14 protein-coding genes, 1 tRNA gene and 1 other RNA gene are annotated in these 16,872 nt (G+C 72.3%); 11 read left to right on the forward strand and 5 right to left on the reverse strand.

Features of this window, described 5'->3' with window-relative positions:
• Position 1 precedes the first annotated feature (1 nt).
• The gene (locus ACZ7KX_RS11255; RefSeq protein ID WP_470326231.1) at positions 2-1,222 is read left to right on the forward strand and encodes a tyrosine-type recombinase/integrase; all 1,221 of its coding nucleotides are present in this window, start codon (positions 2-4) and stop codon (positions 1,220-1,222) included.
• A gap of 156 nt (positions 1,223-1,378) precedes the next feature.
• Here ACZ7KX_RS11255 and ACZ7KX_RS11260 read toward each other — a convergent pair whose 3' ends face one another.
• The 3 genes from ACZ7KX_RS11260 to ACZ7KX_RS11270 form a co-directional block, all read right to left on the reverse strand.
• Positions 1,379-2,680 (reverse strand): GNAT family N-acetyltransferase, encoded by a 1,302-nt coding sequence (locus tag ACZ7KX_RS11260; protein WP_470326232.1) that lies wholly within the window; start codon positions 2,678-2,680, stop codon positions 1,379-1,381.
• On the reverse strand, positions 2,677-3,477 hold the full coding sequence (locus ACZ7KX_RS11265; protein ID WP_470326233.1) for an HNH endonuclease: 801 nt from the start codon (positions 3,475-3,477) through the stop codon (positions 2,677-2,679). Before ACZ7KX_RS11265 ends, ACZ7KX_RS11260 begins: the two co-directional genes overlap by 4 nt.
• A gap of 199 nt (positions 3,478-3,676) precedes the next feature.
• A tRNA-Ser gene (locus ACZ7KX_RS11270) sits at positions 3,677-3,761 on the reverse strand.
• A 108-nt stretch (positions 3,762-3,869) separates the two neighbouring features.
• Here ACZ7KX_RS11270 and ffs point away from each other — a divergent pair.
• The 10 genes from ffs (at position 3,870) to ACZ7KX_RS11320 (ending at position 14,054) form a co-directional block, all read left to right on the forward strand.
• An RNA gene (ffs, locus tag ACZ7KX_RS11275) (signal recognition particle sRNA small type) lies at positions 3,870-3,966 on the forward strand.
• 77 nt (positions 3,967-4,043) lie between these two features.
• Entirely contained in the window at positions 4,044-6,209 is a 2,166-nt protein-coding gene (locus tag ACZ7KX_RS11280; RefSeq protein WP_470326234.1) for a DNA polymerase III subunit gamma and tau, read from the forward strand.
• 157 nt (positions 6,210-6,366) lie between these two features.
• A complete protein-coding gene (locus ACZ7KX_RS11285) occupies positions 6,367-6,705 on the forward strand; it encodes a YbaB/EbfC family nucleoid-associated protein (RefSeq protein ID WP_148644036.1) in 339 nt (112 codons plus the stop codon).
• A 241-nt stretch (positions 6,706-6,946) separates the two neighbouring features.
• Entirely contained in the window at positions 6,947-7,546 is a 600-nt protein-coding gene (gene recR, locus ACZ7KX_RS11290; RefSeq protein WP_350575393.1) for a recombination mediator RecR, read from the forward strand.
• Positions 7,539-8,201: a DUF5063 domain-containing protein gene (locus tag ACZ7KX_RS11295; protein WP_470326235.1), complete on the forward strand. Its 663-nt coding sequence runs from the start codon at positions 7,539-7,541 to the stop codon at positions 8,199-8,201. Before recR ends, ACZ7KX_RS11295 begins: the two co-directional genes overlap by 8 nt.
• 387 nt (positions 8,202-8,588) lie before the next feature.
• Positions 8,589-9,869, forward strand: coding sequence for an aspartate kinase (locus ACZ7KX_RS11300; RefSeq protein ID WP_350519761.1), 1,281 nt, complete (start codon positions 8,589-8,591; stop codon positions 9,867-9,869).
• A gap of 28 nt (positions 9,870-9,897) precedes the next feature.
• Positions 9,898-10,968: an aspartate-semialdehyde dehydrogenase gene (locus ACZ7KX_RS11305; protein ID WP_470326236.1), complete on the forward strand. Its 1,071-nt coding sequence runs from the start codon at positions 9,898-9,900 to the stop codon at positions 10,966-10,968.
• Positions 10,969-11,245: 277 nt separating this feature from the next.
• The gene (locus tag ACZ7KX_RS11310; protein ID WP_350519763.1) at positions 11,246-11,791 is read left to right on the forward strand and encodes a SigE family RNA polymerase sigma factor; all 546 of its coding nucleotides are present in this window, start codon (positions 11,246-11,248) and stop codon (positions 11,789-11,791) included.
• 244 nt (positions 11,792-12,035) lie between these two features.
• Positions 12,036-13,124, forward strand: coding sequence for a hypothetical protein (locus ACZ7KX_RS11315; protein WP_470326237.1), 1,089 nt, complete (start codon positions 12,036-12,038; stop codon positions 13,122-13,124).
• Positions 13,125-13,253: 129 nt separating this feature from the next.
• Positions 13,254-14,054 (forward strand): SURF1 family protein, encoded by an 801-nt coding sequence (locus tag ACZ7KX_RS11320; protein WP_470326238.1) that lies wholly within the window; start codon positions 13,254-13,256, stop codon positions 14,052-14,054.
• Positions 14,055-14,113: 59 nt separating this feature from the next.
• Here ACZ7KX_RS11320 and ACZ7KX_RS11325 read toward each other — a convergent pair whose 3' ends face one another.
• Both ACZ7KX_RS11325 and ACZ7KX_RS11330 read right to left on the reverse strand, forming a co-directional pair.
• Positions 14,114-14,848: a hypothetical protein gene (locus tag ACZ7KX_RS11325; RefSeq protein ID WP_470326239.1), complete on the reverse strand. Its 735-nt coding sequence runs from the start codon at positions 14,846-14,848 to the stop codon at positions 14,114-14,116.
• A complete protein-coding gene (locus tag ACZ7KX_RS11330; protein WP_470326240.1) occupies positions 14,845-16,707 on the reverse strand; it encodes a S9 family peptidase in 1,863 nt (620 codons plus the stop codon). Before ACZ7KX_RS11330 ends, ACZ7KX_RS11325 begins: the two co-directional genes overlap by 4 nt.
• Between the last annotated feature and the right edge of the window lie 165 nt (positions 16,708-16,872).

The raw sequence follows: 16,872 nt of genomic DNA on the forward strand, positions 1-16,872 counted from the left end.
CATGACGAACTCCCGTCAGCCCAACGGAGCCTCATCCATCCACCAGGCCAAGGACGGCCGTTGGCACGGCTACGTCACTGTCGGTGTCAAGGACGACGGTCGTCCTGACCGCCGTCACGTCACCCGTAAGACACGAGGTGACGTCACCAAGGCGGTCCGAGAGCTGGAACGTCAGCGCGACTCCGGCGCGGTGCGAAAAGCCGGTCAGACCTGGACGGTCAAGACCTGGCTCACCCACTGGGTCGAGAACATCGCCGCTCTGCACGTCTCCGAGAACACCATCGACGGCTACCGCGTAGCCGTGAATCACCATCTCATTCCCGGCCTCGGCGCTCACCGCCTCGAGAAGTTGGAGCCAGAGCACCTGGAGCGCTTCTACAAGAAAATGCGGGACAACGGCAGTGCCGCCGGCACCGCGCACCAGGTTCACCGCACATTGCGCGCGGCGCTCAACGAGGCGAAGCGACGTCGGCACATCACCGAGAACCCGGCGACGATCGCCAAGGCCCCGCGGTTGGAGGAAGAGGAAGTCGAGCCGTACTCGGTCGAGGAGGTGCAGCGGCTTCTCCTCGAAGCGGAGCGCCAGCGGAATGCCGCCCGGTGGGTGATCGCCCTGGCCCTCGGCCTGCGGCAGGGCGAGGTGCTGGGCCTGCAATGGACCGACGTCGACTTCGAAGCCAGCGTCATCCGCGTGCGGCGTGGACGGTTGCGGCCCCGCTACCAGCATGGTTGTGGTGACCGATGCGGGCGTAAGCCGGGCTACTGCCCGCAGAAGATCAGCATCCGTCGCGAGACCAAGGACACCAAGTCCCGGGCGGGCAGGCGCCCGATCGGTGTCCCCGACGAGCTGATGAAGCTGCTTGTGCGGCACAAGGTCGAGCAGGACCGAGAGCGGCGGCTCGCCCGCGACCTGTGGGAGGAGAAGGGGTACGTCTTCACCTCTCCGACTGGCCAGCCGCTGAACCCCAACACCGACTACCACCGGTGGAAGGACCTCCTAAAGGCGGCGAACGTCCGCGATGGGCGGCTTCACGATGCCCGGCACACTGCCGCGACCGTCCTGCTGATCCTGGGCGCCCCCGACGCGATCATGGGGTGGGAGCCTGGCAAGTCCGCTCGGATGCGACGGCGGTACCAGCACCTGACGGGCCCCATCCTCAAGGACACCGCCAACAAGATCGGCGGCTTGCTCTGGTCTGGTGTCTCCGGGAGGACTGAATAGAGCCGACCCAAGCGGAGCCGTGCCCTTGGCTGATGTCCAGTGGAGGGCACGGCTCCGCTTCGGTCCGTTTGGCGTTATCGCAGACCGCGCGGCACGGTCGCTGGCGCGGAGTCGCCGCTCCCGCCGGGGCCTGTCACCGGGATGTCGCTTGCGAGGTCAGCTGACCCAGATGCCCTCGGGTGAGATCCGGCGTGCGAGGCGCCGACCAGCGTCGCTGACTGGAGTCGACCAGGACACATCGGTGGCCGCGCACCCGGAGTCGTCTGCGAGGGTTTGTACGAGCGTTGCGCCAACGCCCTTTTGGCGGTAGGAGTCTGCCACCCAGATCAGGTCGATGCACGGACGTAGGGTGTCGTCCTGGTCGCCGTACTCCGACTCGTCGAGCAGGTCCCAGCGGCGGTGCTCGCTGACGTCGTGGGTCGTCAGGTAGCCGATGACGTATCCGTTGGCCTGCAGCAGGTATGCGCGTACGTTGTCTGGGGTCTGCTCAGGTTCACCAAGGTGCGACCACGAGTTGACGTCGTAGCCGTTCTCTCTCTGAGGCATCCGCCCCACCTGGTAGGTCAGCTTCCGCCAGGCGATCGGCGATTCGGTCGTCACCACCGCCAGGTCGCCCCACCACTCCAGGTTCTTGGGTGCCCGAACGCCGATCGCCCACATCGCATGGTGGGCGGCGTGTTCATTCCCGCCGTCCTCAGGAGCTCGCAGGGCCAATCCGCAGGGGCATTTGCTGCCACTCGGCGTCTGTACATGCCGGAATTGGACAGGGGCCGCGCGGTAACTGAGGTTCTGTCCTCTGCTACCCACCCATGGCCGGTCAGGCGCGTCCTCTGGCTCGACATATCCGGTCCATCGGTCCACCCAGTCGGGGTGCTGCTCGGGAAACAGCTCCCGCTTTTGCTTCTCGGCGAGCGGCAGTGTCGGGCGAACCCACACACTGCCTGGGGCTGCCCGACCGTTGCGGCGTACTCCGTGCCGCTTGGCCTTGCCGCGCAGGAACCGCAGAAACACGCCAGGTGGTGCGGAAAAGTCGACGCCGCGGACCAGTTCCCGCTCGCCGGGGGCGAGCCAGTCCTCGATGGGAAGTGCCAGTCGGTCGGCGAGGGCGTGAAGTCCGCTGTAGTCGTGGTTGAGCTCGGCATCGCGCAGTGCTTCGGCTGCCGCTCCAACCTGGGCGAAGGGAACAGTCAGACTGACCCAACCTGGTCCGCTGCTCCACGAGAGCATGCCCAGGTACCCGTCGTACCTGAGTCGATCGACGGAAGTGTTCTGCGCCCTGGCAACGGCCTCTGTATAGGTGGCGGGTAGATCTGGGGTGTCTCCCCGCCAGTTCAAGGCATCGACGTACCCATCGCGGTCGAGTTCGACCGTGGCGTACCAACGGTGGGCCCGGACATTGATCTTCCGAGAGCCGGGGTCGCGTCGATCGGGGTCGAGGTAGATCGTTCGCTCAGTCATGCGCTCTGCTCCTCGTCAGGTACTCCCGTGCTCGGCTGCTTGTTGGGATAGGGCCTACCGCTCCCGTCCGTGATCGTGGCGTGCGAAGCTGGCTGGACCTCGACGCGGAGCATGGGCCAGGGCGTGCCCTCCTGACCGGAGCCATCGATCAAGAGCATGTGGCGTACGAAGGCGCCCACCAGGAAGTTGTGCTCGGCGAGTCTGCTCAGGTAGCTCTGCAACCCCTTCTCGGCGTCGCGGTTCTCGCGCACACTGTGCAGCCCGGCTGCGATGTCGCAGTAGTCCTGGACCGCGTCCAGGAACTCCAGAATGAGGTCTTCATCCTCCTCGGGGAGACCGTCTGGCAGCGCGTACTCGAAGGTGACGCTGGACTTGATCATGTTCCACAACGGGTTGCCGCGGGTGATCAGCTTCAGGATCCGAGGTTGCGGGAACTCTGGGTCGGGCACCAACTTCAGCCGGCCTGGCGTTGTCTCGCCGAGCGAGCGCATCCATGCGGCGTGCTTGGCCTTGATCTCGCGCAGTCGATCCACCGTGAAGTGGCCTGGCTGGTCATCGATTTGCTTGTGATGCTTGCTACACAGCAGGACCATGTTCGTATGGCTGTCGATGGATGCGTCGTCCAGCAAGCCGGCTCTCGGTCCGCCCTTCGAGCGGGCGACTATGTGGGCCTCCTCGCCGAAGACCGAGGGGTCGTCGCAGTCAGTCCCGGGTGTCACCACCTGCGCCCGGCAGATCGCGCACCTGCCGCCTGCTTCACACCAGATGATCTTGCGGGTCTTTTCGGACACGGCCATGGATTGCACCCTGCCAGAGGAGTGGTTCCCAGCGGGCGCGAATGCGATGGCTCGGTCAGAGAGGCCGTCAGTCGGATGCGGTCGTGCGGCCGCCCCATCCGGTGGATCCCGGCAACTGCAACCAAAACTGCAACCACGAGACGACGAAGGCCCGGACCGCTGAGCGGTCCGGGCCTTCGTTTGCCCAGGTGGGCAGAGGCGGAGGATACGAGATTCGAACTCGTGAGGGGTTGCCCCCAACACGCTTTCCAAGCGTGCGCCCTAGGCCTCTAGGCGAATCCTCCGAGGGAGAGCTTAGTACATGTTTCGGGGTGGTCGCGACCACCTATCCCGCAGGCCGGGGGGTGGGGGTGGCCTGTGGATCGTCGGGGCCGGAATCCGGTAGTGTGGGGGTCAGCCCCTCGTGTGGCGTCATCTCTCTGAACCCCCCCAGGGCCGGAAGGCAGCAAGGGTAGGAGGGCTCTGGCGGGTGCACGGGGGGTCTTTGCGTTCCCCGGGCCCGTGGGCGCGGGGTCGTGGGGTGCGGGGCGACGCGTTTGTCGGTCCGTCCCGATATCGTCGGTGGTGTGTCCCTAGCCCTGTACCGCCGCTACCGCCCCGAGACCTTCGCGGAGGTCATCGGGCAGGAGCACGTGACCGCTCCGCTCCAGCAGGCCCTGCGCAACAACAGGGTCAACCACGCGTACCTGTTCAGCGGGCCGCGAGGCTGTGGCAAGACGACGAGTGCGCGCATCCTGGCCCGCTGTCTCAACTGCGAGCAGGGGCCGACGCCCACGCCCTGCGGGGAGTGCCAGTCCTGCCGGGACCTCGCGACCGGCGGGCCCGGCTCGATCGACGTGATCGAGATCGACGCCGCCTCGCACGGTGGTGTGGACGACGCGCGCGAGCTGCGCGAGCGGGCCTTCTTCGCGCCGGTGCACAGCCGGTACAAGATCTTCATCCTGGACGAGGCGCACATGGTGACCTCGGCCGGCTTCAACGCGCTGCTCAAGGTGGTCGAGGAGCCGCCGGAGCACCTCAAGTTCATCTTCGCGACCACGGAGCCGGAGAAGGTCATCGGGACGATCCGGTCCCGGACGCACCACTACCCGTTCCGGCTGGTCCCGCCCGGCACGCTGCGCGACTACCTCGCGGAGGTCTGCGGCCGCGAGGGCATCCAGGTCGAGGACTCGGTGTTCCCGCTGGTGGTCCGGGCCGGGGCGGGCTCGGTGCGTGACTCGATGTCGGTCATGGACCAGCTGCTGGCCGGGGCCGCCGAGGGCGGCGTGACGTACCAGATGGCGACCGCGCTGCTCGGGTACACCGACTCCGCGCTGCTGGACGAGGTGGTGGACGCCTTCGCCGCGCACGACGGGGCGACGGTGTTCCAGGTGATCGACCGGGTGGTCGAGGGCGGGCACGACCCGCGCCGCTTCGTCACCGACCTGCTGGAGCGGCTGCGCGACCTGGTGATCCTGGCCACCGTGCCGGACGCCGGGGAGAAGGGGCTGATCGACGCCCCGGCCGACCGGGTCGCGGTGATGCAGGCACAGGCCGACGCGTTCGGCGCGGCCGAGCTGAGCCGGGCCGCGGACATCGTCAACACCGGGCTCACCGAGATGCGCGGCAACGCGGCGCCGAGGCTGCAGCTGGAGCTGATCTGCGCCCGGGTGATGCTGCCCGGCGCGTACAGCGACGAGCTGTCGCTGCAGGCGCGCCTGGACAAGCTGGAGCGGCGGGCGACGGCGGGCGGGTTCGCCGCGCCGATGGCGGTACCGGGAGCGGTAGCCGGGGCGGCTCCGCCGGGCGTGCCGGCGGCCGTACCCGCCGCCGCGCCCGCGATGGAGGCGCCGGTGGCGGCTCCCGTGCAGGCCGGGCCCGTGGCGGCGCCGGTGCAGGCTCCGCCGCCCGCGGCCGCGCCCGCCGCGCCCGCCGGGCCCGCGCCAGGGGCGTGGCCGATCCCGCGCAGCTTCCCGCCCGCCGGTGGCGGTGCCCCCGCCCAGGCTCCCGCCGCGCCGGTGGCTCCCGCCGAGCCGCAGCCGCAGGCCGCGCCGGTCCCGGCTCCGGCCGCTGCTCCGGTGCCCGCGCCGGCCCCCGCCCCCGTGGCGGCGGTTCCCGGCGGGCAGCCGTCGGCCTCCGCGCAGCAGGGCGCGGCGCAGGTCCGGCAGCTGTGGCCGCAGATCCTGGAGGCGGTGAAGAACCGCCGCCGCTTCACCTGGATCCTGCTCAGCCAGAACGGCCAGGTGGCCGGGTTCGACGGCAGTGTGCTCCAGGTGTCGTTCATCAACGCCGGCGCCCGGGACAGCTTCGTCGGCAGCAACAGCGACGACGTGCTGCGCGCCGCGCTGGCCGACGCGCTCGGCGTGGACTGGCGGATCGAGTGCATCGTCGACCCGTCCGGCGGTGCCGGGGCCGCCCCGAGCGGTGGTGCTCCCGGGGGCGCCCAGGGCGGTGGGGGCTGGGGAGCCCCGGCTCGTCCGGCCGCCGCCGCGCCGGCAGTGACGGCGCCCGCTCCGGCGCCCGTGGTGGCGCCCGCGCCGGTGCAGGCTCCGCCCGTGCGGTCGGCCCCCGTGCAGGCCCCGCCGCCCGCCGCGGTTCCGCCGACCCGCCCGGTGCAGTCGGTGGCCCCGGAGGACGACATCCCGGAGGAGGACGACCCGGACCTCAACGAGGAGGCGTTCTCCGGCCAGGAGCTGATCATCCGCGAGCTGGGTGCGACGGTGCTGGAGGAGATCCACCACCGGGGCGGCTGAGCCGCCGGGCACCCTGGCCGCCGAGCCGGCTGAGTCGCCGAAGCAGCCGGGCCGCGGGGGCAGCCGAGCCGTCGAGGCACCCGAGCAGGACGCAGCACGTAGGCTCGGCGGTGACGTACGACTCACCGCAGACAGCCGTGACAGCAAGGAGAGAGCCGTGTTCCCCGGTGGTGGCCAGCCCAACATGCAGCAGCTGCTGAAGCAGGCGCAGAAGATGCAGCAGGATCTCGCGAAGGCCCAGCAGGAGCTGGCCGAGGCGAAGGTGAACGGTTCGGCGGGCGGCGGCCTGGTCGAGGCGACGGTGACCGGCGCCGGTGAGCTGGTGGCGCTGACCATCGCCCCGGCCGCGGTCGACCCGGAGGACACCGAGACCCTGGCCGACCTGATCCTGGCTGCGGTCCGGGACGCGAACCAGACGGCGCAGAAGATGCAGGCCGAGCGCATGGGCCCGCTGACCCAGGGCCTCGGCGGCGGCATCCCCGGTCTGCCGTTCTGAGCCCACTGCTCCGAGCCCACTGCTCCGAGCCCGGACTCCGGGCTCACCGCTTCGGGCTCACCGCTCCGAGCCTGCCGTTCCGGCCCCGCTGCTCTGAGTGACCGGGCCGGAAGGGTCTGAAGTTCAGACGACAGACCCATGTGATTTATGTGGGAGTCGGGCGTCGGGCGCTGTGTCCGACGCCCGATTCGTTGGATGATGGCACCGGAGCACCACCGACCATCCGAAGGAAGGCGCGACGTTGTACGAGGGCGTGGTTCAGGACCTGATCGACGAACTGGGCAGGCTGCCCGGCGTCGGGCCCAAGAGCGCCCAGCGGATCGCCTTCCACGTGCTGCAGGCCGACCCGACGGACGTGCGCCGACTCGCGCACGCGCTGCTGGAGGTCAAGGACAAGGTCCGCTTCTGCGTGGTCTGCGGCAACGTCGCGGAGGCCGAGCAGTGCCGGGTCTGTCTGGACCCCCGCCGCGACCTCGCCGTCATCTGCGTGGTCGAGGAGCCCAAGGACGTCGTCGCCATCGAGCGCACCCGTGAGTTCCGCGGCCGCTACCACGTGCTGGGCGGCGCGATCAGCCCCATCGAGGGCGTCGGCCCGGACGACCTGCGCATCCGCGAGCTGCTGTCGCGCCTCGCGGACGGCACGGTCACCGAGCTGATCCTGGCCACCGACCCCAACCTGGAGGGGGAGGCGACCGCCACCTACCTGGCCCGGCTCTGCAAGCCGATGGGCCTGAAGGTGACCCGTCTGGCGAGCGGCCTGCCCGTCGGCGGGGATCTGGAGTACGCGGACGAGGTCACCCTCGGCCGCGCCTTCGAAGGGAGACGACTGCTCGATGTCTGACCGGACGATCAACCCGCAGCACACCCACGCCCACGGCTCGGAGCCGGACGACTTCGCCGTGCAGATCGCCGACTCGGTGGAGAGCTTCGTGCTCGCCGTCACCGAGGTCGCCAAGGGCGACGAGCCGGGCAGCGCGGTCTCGCTGCTGCTCCTGGAGGTCTCGCAGCTGCTGCTGGCCGGCGGCCGGCTGGGCGCCATCGAGGACGTCGTCCCGGAGGACCGCTTCGAGCCCGACGCCGGTCCGGAGCCGGACGGCGAGCAGCTGCGCGAGCGGCTGGCCGAGCTGCTCGCGCCGATCGACGTCTACCACGAGGTCTTCGACCCGTACGGCCCGCCGGAGAAGCCCAACGCCTTCCGGATCTCGGACGACCTGGCCGGTGTGGTCAGCGAGCTCCAGCACGGGCTGACGCACTACCGCGAGGGCCGGGTCAGCGAGGCGCTGTGGTGGTGGCAGTTCTCGTACCTCTCCAACTGGGGCACGACCTGCACCGCGGTGCTGCGGGCGCTGCAGTCGTTGATCGCGCACGTCCGGCTGGACAGCCCGATGGGCGCCGCGCTCGACGGTGCGGACACCGACGACGACGGGCTCACCGACGAGCAGCTGGAGCAGCAGGCGGGCGACCTGATGGCGGCCGAGCTGGGGCTCCAGCGCTGAACGGGTGAGGCGCTGAACCGGTGAGGCGCGGACGGAGCGCGGTGCCGAGGAGGTGCGGCGGTGAGGCCGCGAGCGGACGGAAGGGCCGGGCCGGGGCGGGTGGCGTCGATTGTGACGAATGCCTCAGCGATCCGCCCGGAAAGGAAATCCGGCCGGATCGCCGTCCGCGGATCCGCGTTTCTCCGGGCCCGTACCGGATCGCCCGCAGACCTGCCTGTCCGGCCACCCACCCCGCCGGTCACCTGCTGAAACAGGTGTCTCATCATATGGAAAGCGCCGGTCGGAGCACCCCTGCTCGGTAGACTGGCGCCGACCGCACACCCCCCTCCCCCCGGGGGGTGCGGGGGCCCGGAGCCCCCGGAAGACGACACGAGTCGAGGAGCGCACGTGGGCCTTGTCGTGCAGAAGTACGGCGGCTCATCCGTTGCGGATGCCGAGGGCATCAAGCGCGTGGCCCGTCGAATCGTTGACGCCAAGAAGGCCGGCCATGAGGTCGTCGTCGTGGTGTCCGCGATGGGCGACACGACGGACGAGCTCATCGAACTCGCGGAGCAGGTGTCACCGATCCCTGCCGGCCGTGAGTTCGACATGCTGCTGACCGCCGGGGAGCGCATCTCCATGGCGCTGCTGGCCATGGCGATCAAATCCCTGGGTCACGAGGCCCAGTCCTTCACGGGCAGTCAGGCCGGCGTCATCACCGACTCCGTCCACAACAAGGCGCGCATCATCGACGTGACGCCGGGCCGCATCCGCACCGCCCTGGACCAGGGCAACATCGCGATCGTGGCCGGCTTCCAGGGCGTGTCCCAGTCCAGCAAGGACATCACCACGCTGGGCCGGGGCGGCTCGGACACCACCGCCGTCGCCCTCGCCGCCGCCCTCAAGGCCGAGGTCTGCGAGATCTACACCGACGTGGACGGCGTGTTCACCGCCGACCCGCGCGTGGTGAAGAAGGCCCGCAAGATCGACTGGATCGCCTACGAGGACATGCTGGAGCTGGCGTCCTCCGGCTCCAAGGTGCTGCTCGACCGCTGTGTGGAGTACGCCCGGCGCTACAACATCCCGATTCACGTACGCTCGTCCTTCTCGGGTCTCCCCGGGACGATCGTCAGCAACGACAACCCGAACAAGCCCGAAGGGGGCGAGATGGAGCAGGCCATCATCTCCGGAGTCGCCCACGACACCTCCGAGGCCAAGGTGACCGTCGTCGGCGTGCCCGACAAGCCGGGCGAGGCCGCCCGGATCTTCCGCGCCATCGCCGACGCCGAGGTCAACATCGACATGGTGGTGCAGAACGTCTCCGCCGCGTCGACCGGCCTGACCGACATCTCCTTCACCCTGCCCAAGACCGAGGGCCAGAAGGCCATCGACGCGCTCGGCCGGGTCAAGGAGGGCATCGGCTACGAGTCGCTGCGCTACGACGACGCGATCGGCAAGATCTCGCTCGTCGGCGCAGGCATGCGCTCCAACCCGGGCGTCACCGCGACCTTCTTCGAGGCGCTGTCCGCCGCGGGCGTCAACATCGAGCTGATCTCCACCTCGGAGATCCGCATCTCGGTGGTCACCCGCGCCGATGACGTGCCGGAGGCCGTCCGCGCCGTGCACAGCGCCTTCGGCCTGGACAGCGAGACGGACGAGGCCGTCGTCTACGGCGGCACCGGGCGATGACCCGGGAGCGGAGCGGGAGCACCGGGCGATGACCCGGCGGCCGAACCTCGCCGTCGTCGGCGCCACCGGCGCGGTCGGCGAGGTGCTGCTCGGCCTGCTCTCGCTCCGTCAGGACGTCTGGGGCGAGGTCCGACTCGTCGCCTCCCCGCGCTCGGCCGGGCGCAAGCCGGTCGTGCGCGGCGAGGCCGTCGAGGTCGTCCCGCTGACCGAGGAGGCCTTCAGCGGGATCGACGTCGCCGTGTTCGCCGTCCCGGACGCGGTCTCCGCCCAGTGGGCGCCGATCGCGGCGGCCAAGGGCGTCGTGGTGGTCGACGACTCCGCCGCCTTCCGCACCGCCGAGGACGTGCCGCTGGTCGTTCCCGAGGTGAACGCGGCCGCCCTGCGGATCCGCCCGCGCGGCATCGTCGCCAGCCCGGCCAGCACCACCCTGGCGATGATCGCGGCGGTCGGCGCACTGCACGCCGAGTACGGGCTGGCCCAGCTCGTGGTCGCCTCCTACCAGGCCGCCGACGGCGAGGGCCGCGCCGGGGAGGCGGCCCTGCGGGAGCAGACCGCGCTGGTGGCGGGCACGGATGTCGGCCGGCAGACCGGCGACCTGCGCGCGGTGATCGCCGACCACGGGCCGTTCGCCGCCCCGCTCGCACTCAACGCCGTGCCCTGGACCGGCGGACTGCGCGAGGGCGGCTGGGCCGCCGAGGAACTGGGCATCCGCGACGAGTCCCGCAAGATCCTCGGCCTGCCCGCCCTGAAGGTCTCCGCGACCTGCGTCCACATCCCGGTCGTCCGCACCCACGCGCTGGCCGTGCACGCGCGGTTCGAACGGGAGGTCACCCAGGAGCACGCGCAGGAGATCCTGCGGGACGCGCCCGGCGTGGTCCTCTACGACGACCCGGCGGCGGGCGAGTTCCCGACGCCGAACGACGTGGTCGGGACCGACCCGGTCTGGGTCGGGCGGGTGCGCCGGGCCCTGGACGAGCCGGACGCGCTGGACCTGTTCCTCTGCGGGGACAACCTGCGCAAGGGGGCGGCGCTCAACCTGGTGCAGATCGCCGAGTTGGTGGCGGGTGAACTGACGGTGGAGCAGGACGTCGAACCCTGACGCCGCTTCCGATCTGCCCGCTTATGGACGCACCTGTGTCCATACCTGTGTCCGCTCCTCGACACAATCTGTCCGGAATCCCGAGGGAATCCCCTGGAGGCCTCTTCCGCCCATGCGGAAGAATGGTCCCCGGGCCGGGCAACCATGACAGGGGATCGAGTGTCCAACGGGCGTGGCGAACGTGATGGTGGGGGCAAGGGCGGGCATCCCGGCGAGGGCCGCGGTGTCGTTCCCCTCGCGCGCCCCGTGGCCTGCGAGTAGGCCGGAAGACGACCAGATGACGGCGGCCGCACCCGGTGCGGCGGACTCCGGCGCCGGTACCGACGCGGGTACCAGCGAGGACCTGCTCACCGAGACCTACCAGGCGCACTACCGCTCGCTGCTGCGGCTCGCCGCGCTGCTCCTGGACGACCTCTCGACCTGCGAGGACGTCGTCCAGGAGGCGTTCATCCGGGTGCACGCCGCCCGGCGCCGGGTCCGCGAGCCCGAGAAGACCCTGGCCTACCTGCGGCAGACGGTCGTCAACCTGTCCCGCTCCACACTGCGCCGCCGGATCCTCGGTCTGAGGCTGCTGCAGAAGCCCATGCCTGACATGGCCAGTGCAGAAGAAGGTGCCTACGATGCCCTGGAGCGCGACCAGTTGAAGGCCGCGCTGCGTGGTCTGCAACGCCGTCAGCGGGAGGTTCTGGTGCTCCGTTACTTCGTGGACATGACGGAGGCGCAGGTCGCCGACACCCTGGGCATCTCGCTCGGCTCGGTGAAGGCCTACGGATCGCGCGGACTCGCCGCCCTGCGCGCGCAGATGGAGGCCGGTCATGGCTGAGGCGGCGGCGGGCGGCGGGCGACGGGGGACGGACGGCGTACCGTCCGAGGGCCCGGGCGCACCGGCGGCCTGCCCGGCCGCTCAGGCCGCCCCGGCGGCGTCGGTTTCCCCGACGGGGTCGGTGACCTCGGCGGTCGCGGAGCTCTCGGGACGGGCCGCAGGGGCCTCGGGACGGGCCGCAGGGCTCTCGGCAGGGGCCGCGGAGCTCTCGGGACCGGTCGAGCTGTCGCCCGACGAGCGGGCGGTGCGGGAACTGATGCACCACGCCGTCGCCGGGATCCAACCCTCGGCCGCCGGACTGCCCCGGATCCGCCGGGCCGTACCCCGCCGGCGGACCGCCCGGCGCGGAGCCTGGACCGGCGCAGCCGCCCTCGCGTTCGCCGTCGCGATCGCCCTGCCCGTCCTGCACGAGGGCGAGCACCTCGGACTCTCCGGCGGCCCCGGCTCGGCCGACGCCAAGAGCCCGGCCGCCACCGCCCCCAGCGGCGCCGTCGTCGGCGCCACCGGCACCGGCAGCGCTCCGCGCACCGGCCCGAGCGGCACCGGGGACGCCTCGCCCGCCGCCGGCACGGCCGCCGCCTCCCGCACTCCCGGCACCGGGGCCACGCGCACCGACGGCACCGTCCCGCCCACCGGGACCTCCGGGGCCGGCGACGGCGGCATCATCCCGCTCTGCACCCGCACCGACCTCGGCGACGGCGCCGCGCAGGTCGGTGCGGCCGACGCGGCGGGACGGATCTTCGGCTCGTTCACCGTCTACAACGTCTCCGGGCACAGCTGCCGCCTCGGCGGGCCCGGTGCGGTCGCCGTCACCGGCGTCAGCGGCGGCGACCGCAACCGCATCCGCACCGCCGACCACTCCCCGGGCGATCCGGCCGGCGGCCTGACCGCCATGGACGCCGAACCGCCGGTGCTCGCCCCGCAGGGCGGCTACCGGCTGCCGTTCGCCTGGATCCCCGACCCGAGCTGCACCGTGGCGGGCAGCGCCACCAGCGCCCCGACCGGCGGCAACCGGGTGTCCCTGACCACGCAGGTCCCCGCGGCCTCGGGCGGGCCGGTCTCCGGCGCCTCCGCCGCCCCCAGCTCCAACCCGCAGGCCACCTCGTCCCCCTCGGCGGGCCCCACCTCGGCCCCCAGCCCCACCGCCACCCCGACCACCGACCCCACCGGTCCGGCTCCCACCGCCACCATCGCCCACACCCCCGCCCCGGGCAGCCCCACCGCCGCCACGGCGACGCTGCCGCTGGCCTGCAGCGGGACGCTGTACCGGGGCGGTGTGCAGGCGGTGCCGGGTGCGGTGCCGCAGCCGTCGGGCTCGCCTTCGGCGGGGTGAGGGGCCTTCGCCCCCGCCGGGCCGGCGTGTCCGGGGCAGGGCGAAGGGGCGGGCCGACGGGGTGGGCCGACGGGGCCAGGGCCGGGCCCGGGGGCCGGACGGGTGTGAGGAGTGGTTACCGTGGGGGGTGTGTACCGGTTCCTCCTGACTCCGCGCTGGCTGGGCGGCACTGCTCTGGCCGTGGCGGCCGTGGCGGTGTGCGTGTGGCTGGGCTCCTGGCAGCTCGGTCGGTTCGAGGACCGGGTGTCCACGCACAACGAGACCAAGCAGGCGCTCGCCGCATCGGGTGACGCCAGGCCGATCGACGCCCTGCTCAACCAGGTGACGCCGCAGGTGACCACGGAGACCGTCGGCAAGTCCGTCACCGTCACCGGCAGCTACGACACCGAGCACCAGCTCCTCGTCCCCAACCGGGTGGTGGACGGCAAGCAGGGCTACTACGTGCTCACCCCGCTGCGCACCGCCGACGGGCACGCCGTGGCCGTGGTGCGCGGGTGGGCGCCCGGGGCGCCGGGCACGGGGGCCGCCGGGGCGACCGCCGTCGGGCCGCCGCCGGACGGATCGGTGACGCTGTCCGGGCGGCTGCAGGCCAACGAGGCCGTGGGCAGCAACGGCGCGGTGGCCGGCGGCCTGCCGGCCGGGCAGCTCGGCATGATCAACCGGGCCTCGCTGCTGAACGTGCTGGAGTACGACGGCTGGTACGACGGCTGGGTGGCCGCCGACGAGGCGCCCGCCGGGCTGACCCCCGTACCGACCGTGCAGCCGCAGGGCGGGGACGGTCTCACCCTGCGCGCGTTCCAGAACCTGGGCTACACGCTGGAGTGGTTCGTCTTCGGCGGCTTCGTCGTCTTCATGTGGTACCGCCTGATGCGCCGTGAGGCGGAGGCGGAACAGGACCGGGCCCTGGGACTGGACCCGGTCCTGGAGTAGCGGCTGACGGTGACGGCTGCGGGCCGGCCGGGGGATGACCTCCCGGCCGACCCCCGGCCTCAGCGCTTGGTCGGCAGCGGCGGCGCCACCGTCGGCTTGACCGGCGGCAGGGTCGGCAGCGCCGGTGCCGTCGGGGCCGGCGTCGGTATCAGCGGTTGGGTCGGTGCGGTCGAGGCGGTCGGCACCGGCGTCGGGTTGCCGGAGCAGTGGCTGTGGTTGCTGCCGGTGTTGTCGTCCGAGTCGTAGTGGTCGATGTGGTGGTGCACGGTGCGCCCGGTCTTCGAGCCCTTGGAGCCGGACGAGCCGGAGGACCCCGACGAGCCCGATGAGCCCGATGAGCCCTTGGAACCGCTCTTGCCCTTCGAGCCCTTGGCGAGCTGGACCGTGCCCTCCCCGTCGGCCGGCTCGTGCGAGGTGCGGGTGGCCCCGGCGTCGTACAGCCCGTACGGCTCGTACGCCTGGTACGCCGTGTACGCCGCCGGTACCACGGAGGTGGAGGTGCCCGGTCCGACCGCGCTCGCCCGGGTCGCCGTGGCGCGCGGCGTGGCGGGTGGTGCGGCCGGTGGCGTGGCGGGTGGTGCGGCCGGTGGTCCGGCCGGGACCGCGGGCGCGGTGGTGGGTGCGCCCGGGACGCCCGGGACGCCCGGCACGGCCGGCAGGGCGGCCGAGGGGCTCGGCGCCGGCGGACCGGCCGGGGGCGGGCAGGCCGCACTGTCGCTGCGCGAACCGGAGCAGCCGGTGAGCACCAGGGCCCCGGCCACCACCGCCCCCGCGAGCATCAGCACACGTCTCACGCCGACTCCCCGTCCCCGTCGCGCCCGGCCGGGGCCAGGTGCCGTCGGACGAAGTCGATCTCCAGCCGCAGCTGCTTGATCCGCTCCTCCACGACCAGCGACCCGTGTCCGGCGTCGTACCGGTACACCTCGTGCGGCTTGCCGAGCTGCTCCAGCCGCTCGACGTAGTTGTCGATCTGCCGGATCGGGCAGCGCGGGTCGTTGACCCCGGCGCTGATGTACACCGGCACCCGCACCTGCTCGACGTAGGTCAGCGGCGAGGAGGCGGTGAAGCGGTCCGGAACCTCCTCCGGCGTGCCGCCGAAGAGCGTGCGGTCCAGCGACTTGAGCGCCTCCATCTCGTCGGCGTACGCGGTGTGGTAGTCCGCGACCGGCACGGCGGCGACGCCGAGCGCCCAGACGTCGGGCTGGACACCGAGGCCGAGCAGGGTCAGGTAGCCGCCCCAGCTGCCGCCGGTGAGCACCAGCCGGCGCGGATCGGCGAGGCCGCTGTCGACCGCCCACTCCCGGACCGCCGCGATGTCCTCCAGCTCGATCAGGCCGACCCGCTCGTGCAGGGCGTCGGTCCAGGCCTGGCCGTAGCCGGTCGAGCCGCGGTAGTTGACCCGGACCACCGCGAAGCCGTGGTCCAGCCAGGCGGCCGGGCCGGCCGCGAAGGAGTCGCTGTCGTGGTGGGTCGGGCCGCCGTGGACCTCGAAGACGGTCGGGAGGGGGCCGTCCTCGGGGCTGCTCCCGGCCGGCCGCTGCACGAGGGCGTGCACCCGGCCGCCGGGCCCGTCCACCCAGACGTCCTCGACGGGGACCGACCCGGGCGGCACCGCGCCGGGCGCACGCAGCACGACCGTCCCCGCGGTGGAGCGGACGGCCGACGGCTCGGCGGCGGAGGACCACAGGTACTCGACGGTGCCGTCCGGACGGGCGGTGGCGCCGCCGACGGTGCCGCGCGGAGTGTCGAGGCGGGTGAGCCGACCGTCGGCGAGCGCGTACGAGAACAGCTCGCTGCGCGCCTCGTACTCGTGCTCGACCAGCAGCTCACCGGCGCCGGGGCGCCACTGCGCGGAGACGTCGCCGGGCAGTTCACGGCCCTGCTCGTCGCGCAGCGGCAGCGCGGTCTCGGCACCGGTGGCCACGTCCCAGATCATCGGCTCCCAGCGGCCGGTGCGCTGGTGCGCGACCAGCAGACGGGTGTCGCCCTCGACCGGGGCGAAGCCGAGGCAGGCCACGCCGCGCGGCTCGTCCCGGCCGGTGACCTCGTCCAGTTCGGCGACGGTCTCGACGGTGCCGGTGCCGCTGATGCGGACGACCCGGATCGCGGAGTGCATCGCGTCGCCGTGCTCGGTGTGGTCGATGGCCAGCAGCGTGCCGTCGTGGCTGAGGTCGCCGACGCCGCCGTACTCCGCGTGCCGGTAGATCTCGACCGGCTCGGAGGCGCCGGGGAGGCGCAGGTGCAGGGTGGTGCCGTCCTCGTCGGTGGAGCGGCCGACGACCACGGTGCCGTTGCGGCCGAGGGCCAGGCCGGCCGAGTAGGAGGGGGCGAGGCCGGGCACGGCCTCCTCGTCCGGGCCGCCGGCGAACGGCTGGCGGCGCCAGACGCCGAACTCGTCGCCGTCGTGGTCGTCGAACCACCAGACCCAGTCGCCGTCGGGGGACAGCTCGGCGTCGGTGGTGCCGTTCGGGCGGTCGGTGACCCGGCGGTGGGCGCCGGTGGCGCGGTCCCAGGCGTAGACCTCGTAGGTGCCGGTCGCGTTGGACACGTACAGCGCCCGGTCGGGGGCGTCCTCGGCCCAGTCGGGCAGTGACACCCGGGCCGCCCTGAACCGCTGCTCCCACGCCGGGACGGCGCTCTTCTCCTCGCTCATCCGACCATCCAACCCGATCGGGGGGAGGGAATGGAACGGGCGGGTGGGCCTGAGGCCCACCCGCCGGGTGGTTCGGGGGTGTTCACGAGGGTCGCGCCCGTTCGTGCCCGCCCGGTCCCCCGGGGTGCCGGGTGCCGGGCGTGTCCTGCGGGGTCGGTCCGCGGG

This window comes from Kitasatospora sp. NPDC038210, from assembly GCF_055600605.1.

Coding starts and splice junctions, on each gene's coding strand:
- ACZ7KX_RS11265 (WP_470326233.1), bottom strand. CDS start 3,477: ATGGCCGTGTCCGAAAAGACCCGCAAGATCATCTGGTGTGAAGCAGGC.
- ACZ7KX_RS11295 (WP_470326235.1), top strand. CDS start 7,539: ATGTCTGACCGGACGATCAACCCGCAGCACACCCACGCCCACGGCTCG.
- ACZ7KX_RS11260 (WP_470326232.1), bottom strand. CDS start 2,680: ATGACTGAGCGAACGATCTACCTCGACCCCGATCGACGCGACCCCGGC.
- ACZ7KX_RS11305 (WP_470326236.1), top strand. CDS start 9,898: ATGACCCGGCGGCCGAACCTCGCCGTCGTCGGCGCCACCGGCGCGGTC.
- ACZ7KX_RS11255 (WP_470326231.1), top strand. CDS start 2: ATGACGAACTCCCGTCAGCCCAACGGAGCCTCATCCATCCACCAGGCC.
- ACZ7KX_RS11310 (WP_350519763.1), top strand. CDS start 11,246: ATGACGGCGGCCGCACCCGGTGCGGCGGACTCCGGCGCCGGTACCGAC.
- ACZ7KX_RS11330 (WP_470326240.1), bottom strand. CDS start 16,707: ATGAGCGAGGAGAAGAGCGCCGTCCCGGCGTGGGAGCAGCGGTTCAGG.